General features: G+C 60.9%; 20 protein-coding genes and 1 tRNA gene. 15 read left to right on the top strand and 6 right to left on the bottom strand.

All coding sequences use genetic code 11. The features are described from left to right. Nucleotides 1-85: 85 nt before the first annotated feature. Nucleotides 86-160 (bottom strand) — tRNA-Gln (locus FJ434_RS29215). A gap of 127 nt (nt 161-287) precedes the next feature. Then, nucleotides 288-632: a VOC family protein gene (locus FJ434_RS29210; protein ID WP_140753011.1), complete on the bottom strand. Its 345-nt coding sequence runs from the start codon at nt 630-632 to the stop codon at nt 288-290. Nucleotides 633-855: 223 nt separating this feature from the next. On the opposite strand from FJ434_RS29210, the gene ppdK reads away from it, so the two are divergent. The 4 genes from ppdK to FJ434_RS29195 all read left to right on the top strand — a co-directional run bounded on the left by ppdK (nt 856) and on the right by FJ434_RS29195 (nt 5,668). Then, nucleotides 856-3,534, top strand: a complete 2,679-nt coding sequence (gene ppdK / locus FJ434_RS29205; protein ID WP_140752989.1) for a pyruvate, phosphate dikinase — start codon at nt 856-858, stop codon at nt 3,532-3,534. A gap of 123 nt (nt 3,535-3,657) precedes the next feature. Beyond that, complete coding sequence (locus FJ434_RS29200) at nt 3,658-4,758, top strand: glycosyltransferase family 9 protein (RefSeq protein ID WP_246678430.1); 1,101 nt, start codon at nt 3,658-3,660, stop codon at nt 4,756-4,758. Nucleotides 4,759-4,787: 29 nt separating this feature from the next. Continuing rightward, nucleotides 4,788-4,928, top strand: a complete 141-nt coding sequence (locus FJ434_RS29965) for a hypothetical protein (RefSeq protein WP_181166174.1) — start codon at nt 4,788-4,790, stop codon at nt 4,926-4,928. Next, the gene (locus FJ434_RS29195; protein ID WP_140752991.1) at nt 4,928-5,668 is read left to right on the top strand and encodes a polysaccharide deacetylase family protein; all 741 of its coding nucleotides are present in this window, start codon (nt 4,928-4,930) and stop codon (nt 5,666-5,668) included. Before FJ434_RS29965 ends, FJ434_RS29195 begins: the two co-directional genes overlap by 1 nt. Before the next feature lie 93 nt (nt 5,669-5,761). Here FJ434_RS29195 and FJ434_RS29190 read toward each other — a convergent pair whose 3' ends face one another. Beyond that, complete coding sequence (locus FJ434_RS29190; RefSeq protein WP_140510467.1) at nt 5,762-6,151, bottom strand: DUF427 domain-containing protein; 390 nt, start codon at nt 6,149-6,151, stop codon at nt 5,762-5,764. 130 nt (nt 6,152-6,281) lie between these two features. Then, nucleotides 6,282-6,635 (bottom strand): hypothetical protein, encoded by a 354-nt coding sequence (locus FJ434_RS29185; RefSeq protein ID WP_140752993.1) that lies wholly within the window; start codon nt 6,633-6,635, stop codon nt 6,282-6,284. Nucleotides 6,636-6,956: 321 nt separating this feature from the next. On the opposite strand from FJ434_RS29185, the gene FJ434_RS29180 reads away from it, so the two are divergent. Beyond that, complete coding sequence (locus FJ434_RS29180; protein WP_140752995.1) at nt 6,957-8,585, top strand: fatty-acid--CoA ligase; 1,629 nt, start codon at nt 6,957-6,959, stop codon at nt 8,583-8,585. A gap of 80 nt (nt 8,586-8,665) precedes the next feature. Beyond that, nucleotides 8,666-9,451 carry a DUF1499 domain-containing protein gene (locus tag FJ434_RS29175; RefSeq protein ID WP_140717961.1) on the top strand — a complete coding sequence of 262 codons (786 nt, stop codon included), beginning with the start codon at nt 8,666-8,668 and terminating at the stop codon, nt 9,449-9,451. Between the two features lie 67 nt (nt 9,452-9,518). On the opposite strand, the gene FJ434_RS29170 is transcribed toward FJ434_RS29175, so the two are convergent. Continuing rightward, nucleotides 9,519-10,427, bottom strand: coding sequence for an MBL fold metallo-hydrolase (locus tag FJ434_RS29170; protein WP_140752997.1), 909 nt, complete (start codon nt 10,425-10,427; stop codon nt 9,519-9,521). Nucleotides 10,428-10,541: 114 nt separating this feature from the next. On the opposite strand from FJ434_RS29170, the gene FJ434_RS29165 reads away from it, so the two are divergent. From FJ434_RS29165 to rfbD, 7 genes are all read left to right on the top strand, one after another. Next, on the top strand, nt 10,542-11,132 hold the full coding sequence (locus FJ434_RS29165) for a biotin transporter BioY (protein ID WP_140752999.1): 591 nt from the start codon (nt 10,542-10,544) through the stop codon (nt 11,130-11,132). Nucleotides 11,133-11,227: 95 nt separating this feature from the next. Further along, on the top strand, nt 11,228-12,253 hold the full coding sequence (locus FJ434_RS29160) for an NAD-dependent epimerase (protein WP_140753015.1): 1,026 nt from the start codon (nt 11,228-11,230) through the stop codon (nt 12,251-12,253). A gap of 102 nt (nt 12,254-12,355) precedes the next feature. Continuing rightward, nucleotides 12,356-13,168: a class I SAM-dependent methyltransferase gene (locus tag FJ434_RS29155; RefSeq protein WP_140753001.1), complete on the top strand. Its 813-nt coding sequence runs from the start codon at nt 12,356-12,358 to the stop codon at nt 13,166-13,168. A 241-nt stretch (nt 13,169-13,409) separates the two neighbouring features. After that, nucleotides 13,410-14,291: a glucose-1-phosphate thymidylyltransferase RfbA gene (rfbA, locus tag FJ434_RS29150; protein WP_140717955.1), complete on the top strand. Its 882-nt coding sequence runs from the start codon at nt 13,410-13,412 to the stop codon at nt 14,289-14,291. Nucleotides 14,292-14,293: 2 nt separating this feature from the next. Continuing rightward, the gene (gene rfbC / locus FJ434_RS29145) at nt 14,294-14,848 is read left to right on the top strand and encodes a dTDP-4-dehydrorhamnose 3,5-epimerase (protein WP_140753003.1); all 555 of its coding nucleotides are present in this window, start codon (nt 14,294-14,296) and stop codon (nt 14,846-14,848) included. A 29-nt stretch (nt 14,849-14,877) separates the two neighbouring features. Next, entirely contained in the window at nt 14,878-15,948 is a 1,071-nt protein-coding gene (gene rfbB, locus FJ434_RS29140) for a dTDP-glucose 4,6-dehydratase (protein ID WP_140753005.1), read from the top strand. Next, on the top strand, nt 15,945-16,823 hold the full coding sequence (rfbD, locus tag FJ434_RS29135; protein ID WP_140753007.1) for a dTDP-4-dehydrorhamnose reductase: 879 nt from the start codon (nt 15,945-15,947) through the stop codon (nt 16,821-16,823). Before rfbB ends, rfbD begins: the two co-directional genes overlap by 4 nt. 38 nt (nt 16,824-16,861) lie before the next feature. Here the strand turns inward: rfbD and FJ434_RS29130 are convergent, their stop codons facing one another. After that, nucleotides 16,862-18,181 carry a class I SAM-dependent methyltransferase gene (locus tag FJ434_RS29130; protein WP_140753017.1) on the bottom strand — a complete coding sequence of 440 codons (1,320 nt, stop codon included), beginning with the start codon at nt 18,179-18,181 and terminating at the stop codon, nt 16,862-16,864. Nucleotides 18,182-18,411: 230 nt separating this feature from the next. On the opposite strand from FJ434_RS29130, the gene FJ434_RS29125 reads away from it, so the two are divergent. Then, nucleotides 18,412-19,470 carry an NAD-dependent epimerase/dehydratase family protein gene (locus tag FJ434_RS29125; RefSeq protein WP_140753009.1) on the top strand — a complete coding sequence of 353 codons (1,059 nt, stop codon included), beginning with the start codon at nt 18,412-18,414 and terminating at the stop codon, nt 19,468-19,470. A gap of 59 nt (nt 19,471-19,529) precedes the next feature. Next, a partial coding sequence (locus FJ434_RS29120; protein ID WP_281406460.1) for a rhamnan synthesis F family protein occupies nt 19,530-20,350 on the top strand: 821 nt, incomplete at its 3' end.

Raw genomic sequence — 20,350 nt, 5'->3', positions numbered from 1 at the left:
CTCCAAAACCCCTTCGGGCCAAAAGTGTTACCCATGTCTCCGGTATAAACCGTAACCTATGTGTCCGGAACGGACCCATCCAATTTGGCTGGGGCGCCAGGATTCGAACCTGGGAATGTCGGTACCAAAAACCGATGCCTTACCACTTGGCGACGCCCCAATAAGCCGTCAGAGTCGCTGTGCGGCGCGTTATTAGCAGAGCAGCCGAAAAGCACAATGCCTATGAGCGACCGCGAAGGCACCCGGCTGACCAGCAGCGCGATTGCCGCCAGATGATCCGCAACGGATCATAGGGACCACACAGCCAACTCGTTGCCGGCTGGGTCGACAAAGTGGAAGCGTCGGCCACCGGGGAATGGGAATATCGGCTTGACAATCGTTCCGCCGGCGCTTTCGACGGCGCGAAGGGTTTCTTCCAGATTCTCACTGTAAAGCACAGGCAGCGGCTTGGCCGGCGCTTCTTCCACATCGGCCTGAAAACCTCCGTCCAGCCCCTCCGCAAAGGCCGAATAGGTCGGTCCATAGTCGGTGAACGACCAGCCAAAGGCGGCACTGTAGAAGCCTTTCATCCGGTCCAGCGTGCCGCCGGTCGCCGGCATTTCAAGATAGTCCAGTTTTCCAGGCTGTTTCATGAGGCACCTCTTGTTCCCTTTATGTTCTAGACATGGAACCATCAGGTGGCAAGTCTTTTTGACGCATCCCGGGCGATGGCTTTTTCTTAATCGATTGTAGCGACCCGACGACTTGCCCGGCGCTTGCGTTTCGCACTGCAGCATCATATCGCTCGAAGTCGGACACGGGCGGAGCTTTCCGTTTCGCCAATCTTTCCAATCTCCTGCAACCGGAGAGCAAAGCATGACCAAATGGGTTTTCACCTTTGGCGATGGTGCGGCGGAAGGCCGTGCCGGCGACAGGAATCTGTTGGGCGGCAAGGGCGCCAATCTGGCCGAGATGTGCAGCCTGGGCCTGCCGGTGCCGCCGGGCTTCACGATCACCACCGAGGTCTGCAATGCCTACTATGCCGATGGCCGTACCTACCCGGCGGGATTGGAAGCCGACGTCACCGTCGCGCTCGACCATATCGGCCGGCTAACTGGCCGCCGGTTCGGCGACCCGTCGAAGCTGCTCCTGGTTTCGGTGCGTTCCGGCGCCCGGGCGTCGATGCCCGGCATGATGGACACCGTGCTCAATCTCGGATTGAACGACGAGACGGTCGAGGCGCTGGCCTCCGATTCCGGCGATGCGCGCTTTGCCTATGACAGCTACCGCCGTTTCATCCAGATGTATTCCGATGTCGTCATGGGTCTCGATCACGAGGTGTTCGAGGAAATCCTGGAAGACCAGAAAGCCAGCCTCGGCCATGAGCTCGACACCGAGCTAACGGCCATCGAATGGCAGGGCGTCATCGCGCTCTACAAGGCCAAGGTCGAGGAAGAGCTGGGCAAGCCGTTCCCGCAGGATCCGCACGAGCAGCTCTGGGGCGCGATCGGCGCGGTGTTTTCGAGCTGGATGAACAACCGCGCCATCACCTACCGGCGCCTGCACGATATTCCCGAAAGCTGGGGCACGGCGGTCAATGTCCAGGCCATGGTGTTCGGCAATATGGGCGAGACCTCGGCCACCGGCGTTGCCTTCACCCGCAACCCGTCGACCGGCGAAAAGCAGCTCTATGGCGAGTTCCTGGTCAACGCGCAGGGCGAGGATGTCGTTGCCGGCATCCGCACGCCGCAGAACATCACCGAGGCGGCGCGCATCGCGGCGGGTTCCGACAAGCCGTCACTGCAGAAGCTGATGCCGGACGCCTTCCAGTCCTTCGTCACCATCTCCGACAGCCTGGAAAAGCACTACCGCGACATGCAGGACCTCGAATTCACAATCGAGCGCGGCAAATTGTGGATGCTGCAGACAAGGTCCGGCAAGCGCACCGCCAAGGCCGCACTCAGGATCGCCGTCGAAATGGCCAGGGACGGGCTGATCACCAAAGAAGAGGCGGTCGCTCGCATCGATCCGGCTTCGCTCGACCAGTTGCTGCACCCGACCATCGACCCAAAAGCCGCGCGCGACGTCATCGGCGTCGGCCTGCCGGCGTCGCCGGGAGCCGCCACCGGCGAGATCGTCTTTTCCTCCGGCGATGCCGAGGACCTGAAGACGCAAGGACGCAAGGCGATCCTGGTGCGCATAGAGACCAGTCCGGAAGATATCCATGGCATGCATGCTGCCGAAGGCATCCTGACCACGCGCGGCGGCATGACCAGCCACGCCGCCGTCGTTGCGCGCGGCATGGGCAAGCCTTGTGTGTCGGGCGCCGGCTCGCTGCGTGTCGACTACAGGGCCGGCACGCTGCTCTCGATGGGACAAACCTTCCGCAAGGGCGACATCATCACCATCGATGGCGGCAACGGCCAGGTGCTCAAGGGCGCCGTGGCGATGCTGCAGCCGGAATTGTCAGGCGATTTCGCCGCGATCATGGAGTGGGCGGACGCGGTGCGCCGCATGAAGGTGCGCACCAATGCCGAAACGCCGCTCGATGCGCGCATGGCGCGCTCTTTCGGCGCCGAAGGCATCGGTCTTTGCCGCACCGAGCACATGTTCTTCGACGGCGCCCGCATCGTCGCCATGCGCGAGATGATCCTGGCCGACACCGAGAAGGACCGGCGCGCTGCGCTGGCCAAGCTTCTGCCCATGCAGCGCTCGGATTTCTTGGAACTGTTCGAAATCATGGCCGGCCTGCCGGTGACGATCCGCCTGCTCGATCCGCCACTGCACGAATTCCTGCCCAAGACGGAAGCGGAAGTCGCCGAAGTCGCGGCCGCCATGAACGTGTCGCCCGACAAGCTCAGACAGCGCACCGAGGCGCTGCACGAATTCAACCCGATGCTCGGCCATCGCGGCTGTCGGCTCGCCGTGTCTTACCCGGAGATCGCCGAGATGCAGGCGCGCGCCATTTTCGAGGCAGCCGTCGAGGCCGGCAGGAAAGCCGGCGCGCTGGTGGTGCCCGAGATCATGGTGCCGCTGGTCGGCCTGGTGAAGGAACTCGATTATGTGAAGGCGCGTATCGATGCGGTCGCCAAGAGCGTCATGGACGAGAGCGGCGTCAAGATCGATTACCTCACTGGAACGATGATTGAACTCCCCCGCGCGGCGATCCGTGCCCATGTCATCGCGGAGTCGGCCGAGTTCTTCTCCTTCGGCACCAACGACCTCACCCAGACCACCTTCGGCATCTCGCGCGACGACGCGGCCTCCTTCCTGGAAACCTACCGCCAGAAGGGCATCATCGAGCAGGATCCGTTCGTCTCCCTCGATATCGACGGTGTCGGCGAACTGGTACGCATGGCGGCGCAAAAGGGCAGGGCGACGCGGCCTAGCATCAAGCTTGGCATCTGCGGCGAACATGGTGGTGATCCCTCGTCGATCCGCTTTTGCGAGGATGTCGGGCTCGACTACGTCTCCTGCTCACCCTATCGCGTGCCGATCGCTAGGCTGGCGGCGGCGCAGGCCGCGGTGCACGCGGCAAAGGCAGGACGCGGCTAGACCGGCACCAAGCTTACGGTTTTGTATGAAAACTCACGCGAACGTGCTGGCGACATGAGCGTAATCTCGACATTGTTTGCGACCAATTTGCGGATGACCGCCAATTGTCTCCGGAAACAGACGTTGCAGATATCACCCGCTCCGTTCCGCTCGATCCTGGTTATTCAAACGAAGTTCATAGGCGATATCGTCCTCGCCTCGACGCTCGCCAGGAACCTGCAGCTCGAATTTCCCGACGCCAGGATTGTATTCCTCTGCGAAGCCCACTTCGAGAGCTTCGTGGTTGCGCATGGCATCGCTTCCGAGGTGGTTACGTTCAGGCGGGCCCGCATGCGAGGCAACCCGCTGGAGCGTGGAAAAGAGGTCTATGCCGTGGTGCGGGCGCTGCGCCGCTTCCGCTTCGACCTGACGATCGATGTGACCGATTCCAAGACCTCTCGGGTCGTCAGCGGGTTCGTCAATGCCAGGAAGCGTGTCGGCTACAATCCTCCCGAGAGGCCGCTGAAGCTGCTGGAGCGGCAGCCCGCCAATGTGTTTGCCAAACCATACGGGTTTGGCGGCCAGCATTTTGTCTATCGCTATCTCTCCCCACTTGAAGCGCTCGGCATCGATTTGCGCGTGACGGTACCGAGCATCCAGCCGTCGACATTCGAGGCCGCGAAAGCCCTGGCGCTTCTGGGCACGCACGATATCCACCCGAACGCCTTCGTCGCCGTCCATGCGGGCGCGAGTTTCAAGGGCCGGCAATGGCAGCCGGAACGGTTTGCCGAGGCAATTGACCAGGTTGCGGCCGAAACCGGACTGGGCGTTGTCCTGGTGGGAGGGCCAGGCGAACGTGAAACCGCCGCGCGGATCGTTTCCGGGACCGCGACGCCGGTGGTCGACCTGGTCGGAGCGCTTTCGCTCGAGAGCCTGCTGGCGGTCCTGGAACAGGCCCGCCTGTTTCTCGGCAACGAAAGCGGCCCGATGCACATGGCCGCTGCCGCGGGTACCCCGGTTGTCGGCCTTTTCGGCCTGACTCATCCGTCGCGCTGGGGGCCTGTCGGCGTGCCCAGCATCGCGCTTCGGCCGTCAATGCCCTGCGATTGCGTGGCCAGGGATTTGTGTCGTCGGTCCGACCCCAGCAAGGCTTGCTGTGTCTGGCGTCTGGAGGTGAAGCCGGTCGTCGACGCCGTGCGCGAGATCCTCGCACGCACCGATCTGAAAAAGGAACGCTTTGTCTGAGGGCGATGGGTCGGCAAGACTGTCGCTGAATGTTCACCAAGCCGGAGGTCAAATTGCCGCGCCAGGCGTTTTTCTGCTATCCCTCGTCTGATTTCCGCCTTCATGCGGGTTTTATGGGATGGCGGCTTGAAGTCGCCAGCCGGGAATTTGGTTTCGGGAATTTGGTTTGATGCGTCTGCTGCAAAAACATCTCTGCACGATCGCCATGTCGGTGGCGCTGATATCCGGTGCCCATGCCGCGCCGCTGGTCGAACCCACGCTGCACATCAAGCCGGCTGCAAGCGGAACCGGCCGCGTTGCGCTCACGCTCGATGCCTGCGGCGGCAAGACCGACACGCGCATTCTCTCGGCGCTGGTGGACAACAAAATACCGGCCACCATTTTCGTCACCGGCATCTGGCTGAAGCGCAACGCCGAGGCCGTCGCGATCATGCGGGCGCATCCCGACCTGTTCGAACTGGAAAATCACGGCGGCCGCCATGTTCCGGCGGTCGACACGCCACGGAAGATCTATGGCATAAGCAGCGCCGGCAGCCCGGAGGCTGTGCTCGCCGAGGTCGAGTCAGGGGCCGCGGCTCTGGCCACGACCGGCGAGCCAGCGCCGAAATGGTTCCGTGGCGCAACCGCCGAATACAGCCCCTCGGCCATCGCGATGATCCGCAAGCTGGGCTTCAAGATTGCCGGCTTCTCGATCAATGGCGACGGCGGCTCGCTGCTCGGCGCCAAGGAAACCGCCAGGCGTATCGCCGCTGCCAAGGATGGCGACGTCATTATCTCGCACATCAACCAGCCGACCCACGCCGCCGGCGAGGGCGTGGTGCAGGGCCTGCGGGCACTCAAGGACAAGGGCATGACCTTCGTGCGGCTCGACGACGCCGACGGGACGGGCGATCACGGCACCACTGAGTAGGGCGGTTCAGTGTTTGATAGAACCGCCGAACCGCTCTAACGACTGGGCCTGATCTGAATCTCAGTGCACCCTTGAGTGCGTCGGCCGAAGCGTTCAGTCCGGCTTGGCTTCGATGGTGACCTTGCTGGCATAGAACGCGCCGTGGTCGCGGATCTCGGTCATCTCGTCGTATGGCTGGCGGTAGGCCCACATCGCGTCCTTGCCCGCTTCGCCCGCCGGCAGCACGCTCCAATAGCTGGCGTCACCCTTATAGGGGCAGTGGGTCGCGTGGTCCGTTCGGCTGAGCTTGTCGAAATCGATGTCGGTGAACGGAATGTAGAAGGCGGCGGGGTAGGGGGCCTCCGTCAGCACCTTCGCCTTCGCGGACGACGCGATGACGGTATCGCCGGCGCGGACCGTGACGGTGCCGGAATAGGGCTCTATCGTGATGATCCTGTCGGGATTGCGCTGGAAGCCGGGTGCCGGGTTGGCGATCTTGTCCATGCTGGTTCCTCCTTGCCCCGACCTTAAGTGTGGTGGACGGCCGGATTGCGCAAGACCCGTAGTCACAAACAAAACAGACGCCATGCGCCCGTGCGTGGCGCGAAGATTGCCTTCTCGTGGCCGCGGAAATTCAGGCGGCGGTTTTGAAGGCGTCCATCAGCCCGGCATAGGCGGCCGCGATGCCCGCCACCGGATTGCTGCTTCTAGAAATCGTCTCGACTTTCAGCGCCCCGCCGCCGGTTGGCAAGGTGAGCAGCAGGAACTGGCGATTGCCGCCATCGCCGACGGATGCCGCCGCGACATGCTGGCCTTCCCCTTCGTTCTGGACGCACATCTTGAACAGCAGCGTGCCGCCGACCGCTTCTAGCGCGCCGCCGACAACTTCTACGAACTCGTCTTCGGAAACAGTCTTTTCGTCCGGCACCACACCGGCCAGGCTTTCGGCAAGCGTACTCTCGAGAACCTTATCGTCGAGCGCGTCCATGCGAACCTCTCTCAGTCGCCAATCGCACCCCTTTGCCCGTTAACGAAGCTTAACACCGACGATGGCCGGATTATGACACTTTTTTGCGGTTGGTCCGATCACGAGAGTTTGCGTCGACGTAATGGATTTGAAGCCCCTGTCACTCGAATGGCAGCAAGGCCCGCCAAACGAAATTAAAAAGCGTCCGGATTCAATCGTTTGCCAAATACAGGTCGAACTCCGACTTTCGTCCGCTGCTCCCGTAGGTGGCTGGACAATTCGCCGGTTCGCTTCACAATGCGATCAAAAGCGCGACGTGAAAAGCGTGAGGGAGGGAACGGCATGCTGGGATTGATGCAGGAATGGCCGCTACTGTGCCACAAGCTGATCGACAACGCTGAAAGGCAGCATGGTGTGCGCGAGATCGTATCGCGTTCGATCGAGGGACCGATCGTGCGCACCACCTACGCCGACATCCATCGTCGTTCCCTCAAGGTCGCCCAGCGCTTGGAGCGCGACGGTTTCGCGTTGGGCGACCGCATCGCGACACTGGCCTGGAACACCGCCCGCCACATCGAGGCCTGGTACGGCATCATGGGCATCGGTGCTATCTACCACACCCTCAATCCGCGCCTGTTTCCTGAACAGATCGTCTGGATCATGAACCACGCCGAGGACAAGGCCGTCTTCGTCGACCTTACCTTCATCCCGTTGCTCGAGAAGATCGCGGGTGCCGTCCAATCGCTGAAGAAGGTGATCGTGCTCACCGACAAGGCGCACATGCCGCAAACGACCCTGCCCGGTGTCGTTGCCTACGAGGACTGGCTTGACGAGGTTGATGGCGACTTCGCCTGGAAGACCTTTCATGAAGGCACCGCGGCCGGCATGTGCTATACGTCCGGCACGACGGGTGACCCAAAGGGCGTCGTCTACAGCCATCGCTCGAACGTGCTGCACGCCATGATCGCTGCCATGCCCGACGCCATGGGCCTGTCGGCGCGCGACACGATCCTGCCGGTGGTGCCGATGTTCCACGCCAATGCCTGGGGCCTTGGCCAGAGCGGGCCGATGACCGGCGCCAAGCTGGTCATGCCTGGCTGCAAAATGGACGGCGCCTCCATCTATGAGTTGCTCGATCAGGAGAAGGTGACATTCAGCGCCGCCGTGCCGACCGTGTGGATGATGCTGCTGCAATATCTGGAAGAGACCGGCAAGGCGCTTCCCCATCTCAACAAGGTTGTGATCGGCGGCTCGTCGTGCCCGCGCGCGATCATGGCGAAATTCCAGGACAAGTACGGTGTCCAGGTCATCCACGCCTGGGGTATGACCGAAATGTCGCCGCTCGGCACGCTGTGCACCTTGAAGCCGGACTATGCAGGCCTGGACGGCGAGGCGAGGCTCGACGTCCAGGGCAAGCAGGGTTACCCGCCCTTCGGCGTCGAAATGAAGGTGACCGATGACGATGACAACGCGCAGCCGTGGGACGGCAAGACGTTTGGCAGGCTCAAGGTACGCGGCCCGGCCGTCGCCCGCGCCTATTATGGCGGTGTGGGCGCGGAGCAGTTCGATAAGGATAGCTGGTTCGATACCGGAGACGTCGCTCATATCGACGCCGGCGGTTACATGCAAATCACCGATCGCGCGAAGGACGTCATCAAGTCCGGCGGCGAATGGATTTCGACCATCGACCTGGAAAATCTGGCTGTCGGCCATCCCGATGTGGCGGAAGCGGCGGCGATCGGCGTCCAGCATTCGAAATGGGGCGAGCGGCCCTTGCTGGTCGTCGTCGCCAAACCTGGCAAGGAACCGACCAAGGCCGAGATTCTCGATTTCATGGATGGCAAGGTCGCCAAATGGTGGATGCCGGACGACGTCGCCTTCGTCGGCGAGATACCGCACACCGCCACCGGCAAGATCCAGAAGATCACCTTGCGTCAGCAGTTCAGGGACTATCGCTTGCCGACGGATTGAGGGGATGTTGCGTGTTTCGGCTTCAAGCCGCCGCAAAAAGGCACTAAACCTCCATCCCGGTTGGGGCAGCGCAGAGCATAATGGTTAGCATTCCCGAACGGCAAACGTCGAAGGCTGCCGGCTGGTCGCGGCGCACGGGCGCCTTTTCGATGGTGCTTTTGCTGACGAACTTTGTCGGCCATCGCTTCGGCCTCGTCCAAACGCCGGTGTTCCTGTGGGTGCTGGGCATTGTCGCCCTGCTGGCGGCGCTCGCGCTGCTGTTTGCCGGCCTGGCCTTTGCAAGGCTGTGGAATTTTGGTGACCGTGGTGGCCGTGATCTCACCGTCGGCGCCTTGCTGGCACTGCTGGTGCTCACCCCCTACGGCGTTGCCGCCTACTGGGCGACGATCTATCCGCCGCTGCGCGACATCTCGACCGATTTCGATGAACCGCCCGCGCTCGATGTCGGTGACCGGACCAGGGACATGAACGTGCTGTCCCCGCCGACGCCGGGTGAGCAGACGTTGCAGACCGACAGCTATCCATTGGTCACCGCACGCAGCTACGACCTGCCATTCGAGACCGTCGTCAATGCCGTTGAAACGGTGCTCGACCGGCGCGGCTGGGACCTTTCGGAGCCTTATCCCGAACTCGCCGGGCAGACAGAGGTGACCATTACCGCCATCGCCTCGAGCTTCGTTCTTGGCCTTCCTGCGGACGTCGCCATTCGCGTGAGGGATGACGGCGACACGGTCATCGTTGATATGCGATCTGCCTCGCGTTACGGCCGCCACGATCTTGGCGACAATGCCGCGCGCATCACCGATTTCCTGGCGGAACTGGACCAGGAAGTCGCCGGCCAGGTCGGCGCGGCGCCGGCCCAATAGCCATTTTTCGGGCGAATTGCGCGCCGGCGACGATGGTCGGGTGAACACCGTGGGCGGGCGGGCAGGCCTATCGGCCCGGCGTGAAAACGCCATCTATGGCGGGGGCAGTGTCCGTCGCCACCACGCCGCGTCCCACCAGGTCCTCCAGATGGGCAAGCACCGACAGGCCGGCGGCGCCGTGCAGCCGGGGATCGGTATCCCTGTAGATCGCGTTGACCATGGCGAGAATGGTCCTGTCACCAGCTCTGATCCGCTCCAGTATGGCTCGTTCGCGCATCTTGCGATGCGTCTTCAGCCCGCGCATGAAAGCGCGCGGCGCAGCCACCGGTCCACCATGGCCAGGCAGCAGCAGGCGATCGCCGCGCTCGATCAGCCGGTCCAGCGATGCCATGTAATCGGCCATTGCCCCGTCCGGCGGCGCGACGATGGATGTTGCCCAGCCCATGACATGATCGGCTGAAAACAGGATGCCAGTGCCTTCCAGCGCGAATGCCGCGTGATTGGCCGTGTGGCCGGGCGTCAGGACTGTCCGGATCGCCCAGCCATCGCCGCTGACCAGTTCACTGTCCGGCAACGCGATGTCGGGAACGAAAGCGGTGTCGGCGCTGGCGTCGAGCGGATTGGTTTCGCCGATATGCAAGGGCCTCGCCGGCCGGTGCGGTCCTTCCGCCAGCACCTGGGCGCCGGTGCGCTCCTTCAGCCGGGCCGCCAGCGGGGAATGGTCGCGATGCGTGTGGCTGACGAAAATGTGGCTGACCGGCCGGCCGGCGATCACGTCGAGCAAGGTCTCAAGATGCGCCTCGTCATCCGGCCCGGGATCGATCACCGCCAGCGTGTCGCGGCCCACGACATAGCTGTTGGTGCCATGAAAGGTGAAGGGACCGGGATTCCCAGCCGTGACGCGTTGCACGTCTGGGGCCACGCTTACGCCTTGGCCATAAGCGGGGTCGAATCTGGTATCGAATTTGAGGGCCATGTCGCCACATTATTCCAAGAACGGCAAAACCGATTGCCGCATAGCACGCAAGCAAATATAGAAAAACGCAAGGCCGCGATTGTTGGTTCGCGGCGAGATTGAATGGGGAAGACCATGACAACCGCCACGACGATCCGCCCGCTTGTTTTTCTGGCCTTGCCGCAAGAAGGTGCCGCGCGACTGGCAACGCAGTTTGTCCTGGCGATTGCCGGGACGCTGCTGTTGACCCTTTCGGCCAAGACCAAGGTAGTGCTCGGGCCTGTCGACATCTCGATGCAGACGCTCGCCGTCTTCCTGATCGCCGCCGCCTTCGGCATGCGGCTCGGCGTCGCCACCCTGCTGCTTTATATGGCGGAAGGCGCGATGGGCTTCCCGGTCTTCCAGGGCACGCCGGAAAAAGGCATAGGCATCGCCTATATGCTCGGCTCGACCGGCGGCTATCTCGCCGGCTTCGTGGTCATGGCCGCGATTGTCGGCTGGGCCGCCGACCGCGGCTGGGACCGTCATCCGATCAAGCTTTTCAACGCCATTCTGGTTGCCGAAGTGATGATGATGGCGATGGGTTTCGCCTGGCTGGCGCTGCTCATCGGTCCGGAAAAATCCTGGCAATTCGGCGTCGTGCCGTTCATCGTCGGCGACCTGATCAAGGTCGCTCTCGCGGCCAGCCTCGTGCCCGCCGTCTGGTCATTGCTGAAGCGCTCCTGATTTGAGATCATCCGGCCCGGATCACTCCGGGCCGGAGCTTGGCCTGCGGTCAGCTCGGGCCTGGTCACCAGGCATGTTACGGACGGGCCTTTGTGATGAAAGTTCTGGTCACCGGCGCTGCCGGCTTCATAGGCTATCATGTCGCCAGGCGGCTCCTGGAGCGCGGTGACGAGGTTGTCGGCATCGACAGCATCAACGATTACTACGACCCTGAGATCAAGCAGGCGCGGCTGCGGCTCCTGGCCGAGGCGAGCCGCGGCACCAATGCAGGCTATCATTTCATCCACGGCAATCTCGCCGACCATAGCGTGGTTGATGGCTGCTTTGCCGAACACGCCTTCGACCGGGTGATCCATCTCGCCGCCCAGGCAGGCGTCCGCTACAGCCTGGAAAACCCGCGCGCCTATGTCGAGAGCAACATCGTTGCTTTCACCAACATGCTCGAGGCCTGCCGCAGCAGCCGTGTCGGGCACCTGACCTATGCCAGCACCTCCAGTGTCTATGGCGCCAACACCGACATGCCGTTTTCCGAGCATCGCCCGGCCGACCATCCCTTGCAGTTCTACGCCGCCACCAAGCGCGCCAACGAACTGATGGCGCACAGCTACAGCCATCTGTTCGGCCTGCCCACCACGGGGCTGCGTTTCTTCACCGTGTACGGTCCCTGGGGGCGACCTGATATGGCTCTGTTCCTGTTCACCAGGAACATTCTGGCCGGCGAGCCGATCAAGCTGTTCAACAACGGCAACCACACGCGCGACTTCACCTATGTCGAGGACATCGCCGAGGGCGTGATTCGCGCCAGCGACAGTCCTGCCGCGGCCAACCCGGCCTGGGACTCCGGCCATCCGGATCCGGCGACCAGCAGCGCGCCCTGGCGCATCTTCAACATCGGCAATAGCAACCCGGTGAAACTGACCGCCTATGTCGAGGCGCTGGAAAATGCGCTCGGCTGCAAGGCCGTCATCGAGCTCCTGCCGCTGCAGGCCGGCGACGTGCCCGACACCTTCGCCGATACTTCGGCGCTGCAAGCGGCGGTCGGCTACCGCCCCCGCACCTCCGTCACGGAGGGGGTAGGGCGGTTCGTCGAGTGGTACCAGGGTTATTTTGGGCGGGCGTGATGAACGCGCTCTTGGCCGCGTAGAGGCCGGCCTTCGGTCGAAAAGGACCAGGGACCAAAAAAATGTGCTAGTCTCCCAAGTCATCGGATGGTGGGGATTACCATGTTGGAAATGGACAAGCTGTTCGCGGGCTCGATTCCGGAAAACTATGACCGCTACATGGTGCCCTTGATTTTCGAGCCGTTCGCCGTGGATATCGCGCAACGAGCCGCGGCGCTGTCGCCAGGCGCGGTCCTGGAAATCGCCGCGGGCACCGGGGTCGTCACCCGCGCATTGGCACCAAGACTGGCGCCGGACGCAAGCTATGTCGTGACCGACCTGAACCAGCCGATGCTCGACTACGCTGCTTCGCGGCAGACACCCGACAGCCGCATCGAATGGCGCCAGGCGGATGCGATGGCGCTGCCGTTCGAGGATGCGGCGTTCGATCTCGTCTGTTGTCAGTTCGGTGCGATGTTCTTTCCAAACCGCACCTCCGCCTACCGCGAAGCCAGGCGGGTCCTGAAGCCGGGAGGACGGTTCCTGTTCAACGTATGGGATCGCATCGAGGAGAATGTGTTCGCCGATGACGTGACCAATGCGCTGGCGAGGATTTTCCCAGACGATCCGCCGCGCTTCCTGGCACGCACGCCGCACGGCTACCACGACAAGGTGCTGATCCGCCGCGAGCTGGAGGACGCGGGTTTCTCCGATGTCACGATCGAGACGAGAGCCGAACAAAGCTGCGCATCCTCCCCGCGCCTTCCGGCCGTCGCTTATTGCCAAGGCACCGTTCTTCGCAGCGAAATCGAGGCCAGGGACGCTGGAAAACTGGACGCCGCGACCGACTACGCGGCATCCGCCATTGCAGACAGACATGGCAACGGCGAAGTTGCCGCCAAAATCCAGGCATATGTGATCATGGCTGTGGCCTAGGTGTTGATCCATCTGCCCTGAGGCCCGTCCTCGATAAAGCCGAAAGTGCGATCGGTGATCACGGCCTCGGCCTTTGCCAGGATGGGACCAGACGGGTTCGGCCGAAGCGGGAGGTGCCCGTCGATGGACGGTATTCAACATGGTCGATGCATTTGTCGTGTGCCGCATTGACAAGCCAATGCATGAAACCTAAGCACAGGCACTCAGGGCCGGGGGGCTTTGGCATGTCAAGGAGAGCTTTTTGAAAGGAATTATCCTTGCTGGAGGCAGTGGAACACGTCTTTATCCACTAACATTAGCAGTCTCTAAGCAAATTCTCCCCATTTACGACAAGCCGATGATCTATTATCCGCTGAGCGTGTTGATGCTCGCGGGAATACGAGAGATTCTGATCATTTCCACGCCTCGTGATCTGCCCGCTTTCCGTGGTTTACTCGGCGACGGATCGGATTTTGGGCTGGCACTGTCCTACGCCGAGCAGCCGCAGCCCAATGGCCTCGCGGAAGCCTTCATCATCGGCCGCGATTTCATCGGCAAGGACAGCGTGTCGATGATCCTGGGCGACAACATCTATTTTGGCGACGGGCTGTCGCAGCTTTGCCGCGCCGCGGCATCGCGCCAGAGGGGCGCTTCGGTGTTCGCCTACCATGTCGAGGATCCCGAGCGCTATGGCGTGGTGTCTTTCGACAAGGCGACCGGAACCGCGCTGACGATCGAGGAAAAGCCACAAACACCGAAGTCCAACTGGGCCGTCACGGGTCTCTATTTCTACGACAATGATGTCGTCGACATCGCCCCGACCATCCGCCCTTCGCCGCGTGGCGAGATCGAGATCACGGCGGTCAACAACGTCTATCTCGAGCGCGGCCAGCTCCATGTTCATCGGCTGGGACGCGGCTATGCCTGGCTCGACACCGGCACCCATGACAGCCTGCACGAAGCCTCTTCCTTCGTGCGCACGATCGAACATCGCCAGGGCATCAAGGTCGCCTGCCCGGAGGAAATCGCCTTCGAACAGGGTTGGCTGACGGCGGACATGGTGCTGGAGCGCGCGGCCCGCCTGGGCAAGAACGAATACGCCGCCTATCTGCGCCGGCGTGTCGTCGATCTTTCGGAGGGCTAGAGATGCTGGAGGTGAGATCCCTGGGCATCGATGGGGTGCTTGAAATCGTTCCGAAACGCCATGGCGACGCACGCGGGTTCTTTATGGAAACCTACAATGCCGAGCGCTTTTCGCAGGCCGGCATTGATTTGACTTTCGTGCAGGACAATCACTCGTATTCCGCTGCCCCGGGCGTCTTGCGCGGGCTTCATTATCAGCTTGCGCCGCGCGCCCAAGACAAGCTGCTGCGCGTTATCCGTGGCAGTATTCTCGACGTCGCGGTCGACATCCGCCGCGCCTCGAAAACCTTCGGAAAATGGGTCGCCCTCGAAGTCTCGGCCGAAAAAGGCAACCAGATCCTGGTGCCAAAGGGCTTCGCGCATGGCTTTGTCACACTCGTGCCCGACACCGAGGTGCTGTACAAGGTGACCGACACCTATTCGCCCGAGCATGACCGGTCGATCCGTTTCGACGATCCTGCCATCAGCATAGAATGGCCGTCGCTGGCCGGCGGGTTCCAGCTTTCCGACAAGGACCTCAAGGCGCCTATGTTGGCCGCGGCCGAGGTGTTCGCCTGATGGAGCGTGTTGTGCATAAGGACAGCGGGATGAATTTTCTGGTGACGGGCGGTGCCGGCTTCATCGGTTCGGCGGTATGCCGGCATCTGTGCGCCAATCCGGCCTACCGGGTGACCAACCTCGACAAACTGACCTATGCGGGCAATCTGGCCTCGCTGCGGCCGATTGAGAATGTCCACAATTACCGCTTCGCCCAGGCCGATATCTGTGACGAAAGGGCGGTGCTCGACATACTGCGCCGCGACGATATCGACATCGTCATGAACCTCGCCGCCGAGAGCCATGTCGACCGCTCGATCGATGGACCGGGCGCCTTCATCGAGACCAACATCGTTGGCACCTACAAGATGCTCAATGCCGCGCTCGAATACTGGCGTGGCCTGTCCGGCGACAGGAAAGCCCGCTTCCGCTTCCATCACGTCTCCACCGACGAGGTGTTCGGCGATCTGCCCTTCGACGGCGGCATGTTCGTCGAGGAGACGCCCTACGCGCCGTCCTCGCCCTATTCCGCCTCGAAGGCGGCTTCGGACCATCTGGTGCGCGCCTGGCACGAGACCTACGGCCTGCCGGTCGTACTCTCCAACTGTTCGAACAATTACGGGCCCTATCATTTCCCCGAGAAGCTGATTCCGCTCGTCATCCTCAACGCGCTCGACGAAAGGCCGCTGCCGGTCTACGGCGCCGGCGCCAATGTGCGCGACTGGCTGTTCGTCGAGGATCACGCGCGTGCCCTGGAACTGGTCGCCACGAAAGGCCATTCGGGCGAGAGCTACAATGTCGGCGGCAATTCGGAACGCACCAACCTAGCCGTCGTCGAGACGATCTGCGACCTGCTCGACACCAGGCGTCCGCGCGCCGGCGGCAGGCGCTATCGCGAGCTGATCTCCTTCGTCACCGATCGCCCCGGCCATGACCGCCGCTACGCCATCGATGCTTCCAAGATAAGCCGCGAGCTCGGCTGGACGCCCAGGGAGAATTTCGACAGCGGCCTTGCCAGGACCGTGGACTGGTTCCTCGACAACAAATGGTGGTGGGGGCCGATCCGCGAACAGCGTTATGCCGGCGAAAGGCTGGGCGAAGCACGCAAGGTGGGCGCGTGAGGCTCCTCGTCACCGGACGCGACGGCCAGGTCGCGGCGAGCCTGCTTGAGGCCGGCCAGGCGCGCGCGGGCGTGGAGGTCGTCGCCCTCGGTCGCCCGGAGCTCGACCTGGCAAGACTCGATACCGTGATCGACGTCATCGCGGTTGCGAAGCCCGACATCGTCGTGTCGGCCGCCGCCTATACCGCCGTCGATCAGGCCGAGCACGAACCCGATCTGGCCTTCGCGGTGAACGCGACCGGTGCCGGCAAGGTGGCGGAGGCCGCGGCGCGGCTCGGTGTTCCCGTCATCCATCTTTCGACCGACTATGTCTTCGACGGAACCAAGGCCGATGCCTATGTCGAAACCGACCCGACGGCGCCGCTCGGTGTCTACGGAACCTCCAAGCTCGCCGGCGAGCAGGCGGTGGCGGCCGCCAACCCGCGCCACCTGATCCTGCGCACCGCGTGGGTCTACAGCCCGTTCGGAAAGAATTTCGTGAAAACCATGCTGAGGCTCGCCGCCGACCGCGACGAGATTTCGGTGGTGGGCGATCAATGGGGAAATCCCACGTCGGCGCTTGATATCGCCGACGCGATCCTGCATGCGGCCGCCATGCTGCACCGCGACAAGGACTTCGCCGCGTTCGGCACCTATCATCTGGCCGGCACGGGCGAGACCAACTGGAGCGGCTTTGCCCGTCATATCCTCGACACAAGCCTGAAGTCTGGTGGTCCTTGGGCGCGGGTAGGGGATATCACAACGATGGACTACCCAACCAAGGCGCGCCGCCCCGCCAACTCCCGGCTATCAAGCGCGAAATTCGCGGGTGTGTTCGGATGGAACGCGCCGGACTGGCGGCAGTCGACGGAGAAGGTGGTGCGCCGGCTTTCTTGACACGGACACCGCGAAAAGGCCCACGGGATCTCAGCTTGTCACCGCCGCCTCCCGAGCGTGGTCCAGCACCTTTTGGCAAACCCGCTCAACGATACCGCCGACGTGGCCGTCCTCATCGCTCTCAGCGGCCGCGCCAATCGCCATGATGTCGATTCAAGAAGAGCATTCTTTTCTGATTCGATCGTGGCGATTTTCACGCTGAGAGCGCGTTCGGTTTCTCTCATCTTGACATCAGCTTCCTGAAGCTTCCGACTCACATCTTGCTGCAATTCCTGTTGAGCTTGGCCAGCCTGCGTCAAAAGTTCCGTGTAGGCCAGGCGAGTTTGCTCCAGAATTTCTTCGTGGGTTAGGCGAGCCTGCTTTAACTCTTCTTCGAGGTTATGGACTTCGGCGGCCAAGCGCTCCCGTTCATGAAGGTGTTGCATGCCAGCCTGATGTTCCAGCTGCAGCAAGGATGCCAGCCTAGTGTTCTGAGAACCGGCTGCCCAACGCGTTCCTAGGAGATCGAAACGCTGGCGAAGCTGATCACTGTCGCGTTCCGAAAGATTGCATAGACTCAGAATGGCTTGAGGGGACGCCGAGCCAACACATAAAACTCCAAGGCCGTGGCTATGTAAGAATTCGAAGCTGGGATATTCGCTTTCAAGTTCTGCCCAGAGACGGTGCACGCCGAATCCTTCTCCGAATTCATTAGTGTCATGGAACAAGACGACCGCGTGGTCTGACAATTTGTCTCGCCATGTCTCGAAATCATGCCTTACCGCTTCATAGGAATGAAAACCATCAATATGGAGAATATCTATTGAATTGTCGGAAAAATGGCTATGCGCTTCGTCAAATGTTGTCCGCAGAAGGCTGGAAAAGCGTCCGAACAGTGGGTCGTGATAAGTACTTAGTTTCTGGAATACGCTATCCTCGTAGAAGCCTGCCTGTTCATCTCCTTGCCAGGTATCGACTGCATAGCATCGAGTCGCCAGCTGCATTCGCGCCACCGCGGAGCAAAATGCGGAATACGAAACGCCCTCGTGTGTTCCTAGCTCGACCAAGACGCGTGGCTTCGCAGCCCCGACGACCCAGTGGGCGAAGGGTATGTGCCCAAACCACGCGCTTGTTCTATCCAGCAAATCCGTGGGCCAAAAGACCGGATCCAGTTCGCTACTTAGAAGTGTCCGAAAAAAATCATCCGTTTCCAAAGTGACCTGCCAAAAATGCTCCTCCTTACCTGCCAACCAACAACCGATGTCTCGAAATAGTGTTATGGACGGTATAGTAGCGGGGATATGAGGCGTTAGAGGGCCGCGAGAATCCGGAATTCTAGCGGCGAACGGGCTAGCAGTCGATCGCCTCAACAATTCCATGGACGCCGCCGATTTGTGGCGTTTGGAATGCATGTCAAACCTATTCGGGCGGTTCGTGTGCCAAGTCGTCAAATTGGGCATCTGGTTGGAGAACCGTTGCAGCTTTTTGCAGGCGCGGACGGGGGGCGTGACACTTAAAGCCAGCCCATCTGGAACTGAGCCCCTCTGCGTCTATTCAAATGAGATCGACGATGGTAACGAACAGCCATATCAATAACCGGGTATGCTGAATGTCTAAAACATGTGTAGTGACTGGCGGAGCCGGTTTCATTGGCTGTGCGCTGTCCACCAAATTGGCGAATCGTTTCGGTCGTGTAATCGTAGTGGACATCCTGCACCCACAGATTCACGCTGAGCGAAAGCGTCCCGCCGAACTTGATCCGCGGGTTGAACTCGTGATTGCGGATGTGACCGAGGCTTCCACCTGGACGCAGGCGTTGGAAACCGCCCGGCCTGAAATCGTCGTGCATCTTGCGGCCGAAACGGGCACCGGACAATCGCTAACAGAGGCCTCTCGCCACGCGATGGCGAACGTCCTTGGGACAACCCGCATGTTGGACGCTTTCGCCACCGCATCGCATGTTCCTGAGCGCTTTGTCCTGGCGTCAAGCCGCGCCGTCTACGGAGAAGGGGCATGGCGTCCAAGGGGGACCGGCCACGTAACCTATCCGGGTCAGAGATCGAAGCAGCAGCTTGAGCGCGCGGAGTGGGATTTTCCGGGCCTTGAACCTCTGCCAATGGATGCGGAAAAAACGACACCGAATCCGACCAGTATCTACGGGGCGACCAAACTAACCCAGGAACAGATACTGCGGGCCTGGGCCCTGTCATTCGGAACGGCCGTCAACGTGCTTCGTCTTCAAAACGTATATGGCCCTGGCCAGTCCTTGACGAATAGCTACACGGGAATTGTGTCGTTGTTCATCAGGATGGCCAAGGAAGGCAAGAGCATCCCGATCTATGAAGATGGCGATATCGGAAGGGATTTTGTCTTCATTGACGATGTCGCCTCGGCGATCGACAAGGCCACGACAACAAATCTGTCGCAATCGCTCGCCTATGATGTCGGCACGGGCTCCAAGACCACGGTCCTTGATCTGGCGAAAATCATCGCGAAGCGATATGGGGCACCCGAGCCGCACGTCAACGGCATGTTCCGGAACGGTGATGTGCGCTGCTCTGTCGCCAACATTGACAGGACGGTGCGCGAACTGGAATGGCGACCGTTATATGACGTAGAGCGCGGTATCGGCAAACTTTCAGAGTGGATCGATTCACGGCTTGGCTAGAACTGCGGCATCGTTACACGAAAGTATGCTAAAAGCCTTAGCGGGAGACGTGGTCCCTTATGCCACATGGATTTGGTTGCGAGGGTTTGGGGATGCGCCGTGCGGCAATTTTCTTCTTTTACGATGAAGATGGTCTTGCTGATGAATACATATTCTTCCTTCTGGGAAAGCTGAGGCCATTCGTAGAGACGATTATCTTTGTCTCCAATGGCAACCTTTCAAAATCATCAGAAATGTCAGCGAGGTCTGCTGCCGACGACGTTGTCATCCGTGAAAATACGGGGTTCGACGTTGGTGCCTACAGCGATGGACTCAAGTTTATAGGTTACGACAAGCTCGGCGACTTTGACGAAATCCTTCTGCTGAATCACACATTCTACGGGCCTCTTTTCCCGTTCTCGGAAATGTTTTCGGAAATGGAAAGCCGAGACTGTGATTTTTGGGGCATCTCCGGCCACAAAGAAATGGTGCCCAGTCCTTTTGCAGGACAAGGGAGCTTGCCTAGCCATCTAAATTCTCATTTTATTGCAGTAAGAAGGGCTATGCTTATCTCGCATGCTTTCCGGAACTATTGGGAAAGCATGCCGACGATTAGAAACTATACGGATTCAGTGGTGATTCACGAAACTCGCTTTACAGAGTTTTTTGAAAATCTTTTGTACAAGTCTTCGATATATGTCGAATCAAGTGAATTTACATCGAAATATCCAGTATTTATTGAAATTGATGAAGCTGTTGCAGGTAGAGCTCCAATTTTAAAGAGAAGGCTATTCTTCAACGATCCAATTTTTTTGGAGCAGAACGGTATTGATTTGCCTCGTGCCTTGCGTGTTCTCCAAGAGACCTCGGATTATGACCTTAATTTGGTTTGGCGGAATGT

The sequence above is a fragment of the Mesorhizobium sp. B2-5-13 genome (assembly GCF_006440535.1).
GTDB classification, from domain to species: domain Bacteria; phylum Pseudomonadota; class Alphaproteobacteria; order Rhizobiales; family Rhizobiaceae; genus Mesorhizobium; species Mesorhizobium salmacidum.
Note: the sequence above shows the minus strand (reverse complement) of the source record. Positions and strands in the feature narration are given on the sequence as shown.

Bases quoted from the DNA above. Each gene is read 5' to 3' on its own strand.
- FJ434_RS29190 (WP_140510467.1), bottom strand. From the start codon at position 6,151: ATGGACAAGATCGCCAACCCGGCACCCGGCTTCCAGCGCAATCCCGAC.
- FJ434_RS29210 (WP_140753011.1), bottom strand. From the start codon at position 632: ATGAAACAGCCTGGAAAACTGGACTATCTTGAAATGCCGGCGACCGGC.
- FJ434_RS29965 (WP_181166174.1), top strand. From the start codon at position 4,788: ATGTTCACCAAGCCGGAGGTCAAATTGCCGCGCCAGGCGTTTTTCTGC.
- FJ434_RS29160 (WP_140753015.1), top strand. From the start codon at position 11,228: ATGAAAGTTCTGGTCACCGGCGCTGCCGGCTTCATAGGCTATCATGTC.
- FJ434_RS29170 (WP_140752997.1), bottom strand. From the start codon at position 10,427: ATGGCCCTCAAATTCGATACCAGATTCGACCCCGCTTATGGCCAAGGC.
- ppdK (WP_140752989.1), top strand. From the start codon at position 856: ATGACCAAATGGGTTTTCACCTTTGGCGATGGTGCGGCGGAAGGCCGT.
- rfbC (WP_140753003.1), top strand. From the start codon at position 14,294: ATGCTGGAGGTGAGATCCCTGGGCATCGATGGGGTGCTTGAAATCGTT.
- FJ434_RS29175 (WP_140717961.1), top strand. From the start codon at position 8,666: ATGGTTAGCATTCCCGAACGGCAAACGTCGAAGGCTGCCGGCTGGTCG.
- FJ434_RS29130 (WP_140753017.1), bottom strand. From the start codon at position 18,181: ATGGAATTGTTGAGGCGATCGACTGCTAGCCCGTTCGCCGCTAGAATT.
- FJ434_RS29165 (WP_140752999.1), top strand. From the start codon at position 10,542: ATGACAACCGCCACGACGATCCGCCCGCTTGTTTTTCTGGCCTTGCCG.
- FJ434_RS29155 (WP_140753001.1), top strand. From the start codon at position 12,356: ATGTTGGAAATGGACAAGCTGTTCGCGGGCTCGATTCCGGAAAACTAT.
- FJ434_RS29125 (WP_140753009.1), top strand. From the start codon at position 18,412: ATGTCTAAAACATGTGTAGTGACTGGCGGAGCCGGTTTCATTGGCTGT.
- rfbB (WP_140753005.1), top strand. From the start codon at position 14,878: ATGAATTTTCTGGTGACGGGCGGTGCCGGCTTCATCGGTTCGGCGGTA.
- FJ434_RS29195 (WP_140752991.1), top strand. From the start codon at position 4,928: ATGCGTCTGCTGCAAAAACATCTCTGCACGATCGCCATGTCGGTGGCG.
- FJ434_RS29180 (WP_140752995.1), top strand. From the start codon at position 6,957: ATGCTGGGATTGATGCAGGAATGGCCGCTACTGTGCCACAAGCTGATC.
- FJ434_RS29185 (WP_140752993.1), bottom strand. From the start codon at position 6,635: ATGGACGCGCTCGACGATAAGGTTCTCGAGAGTACGCTTGCCGAAAGC.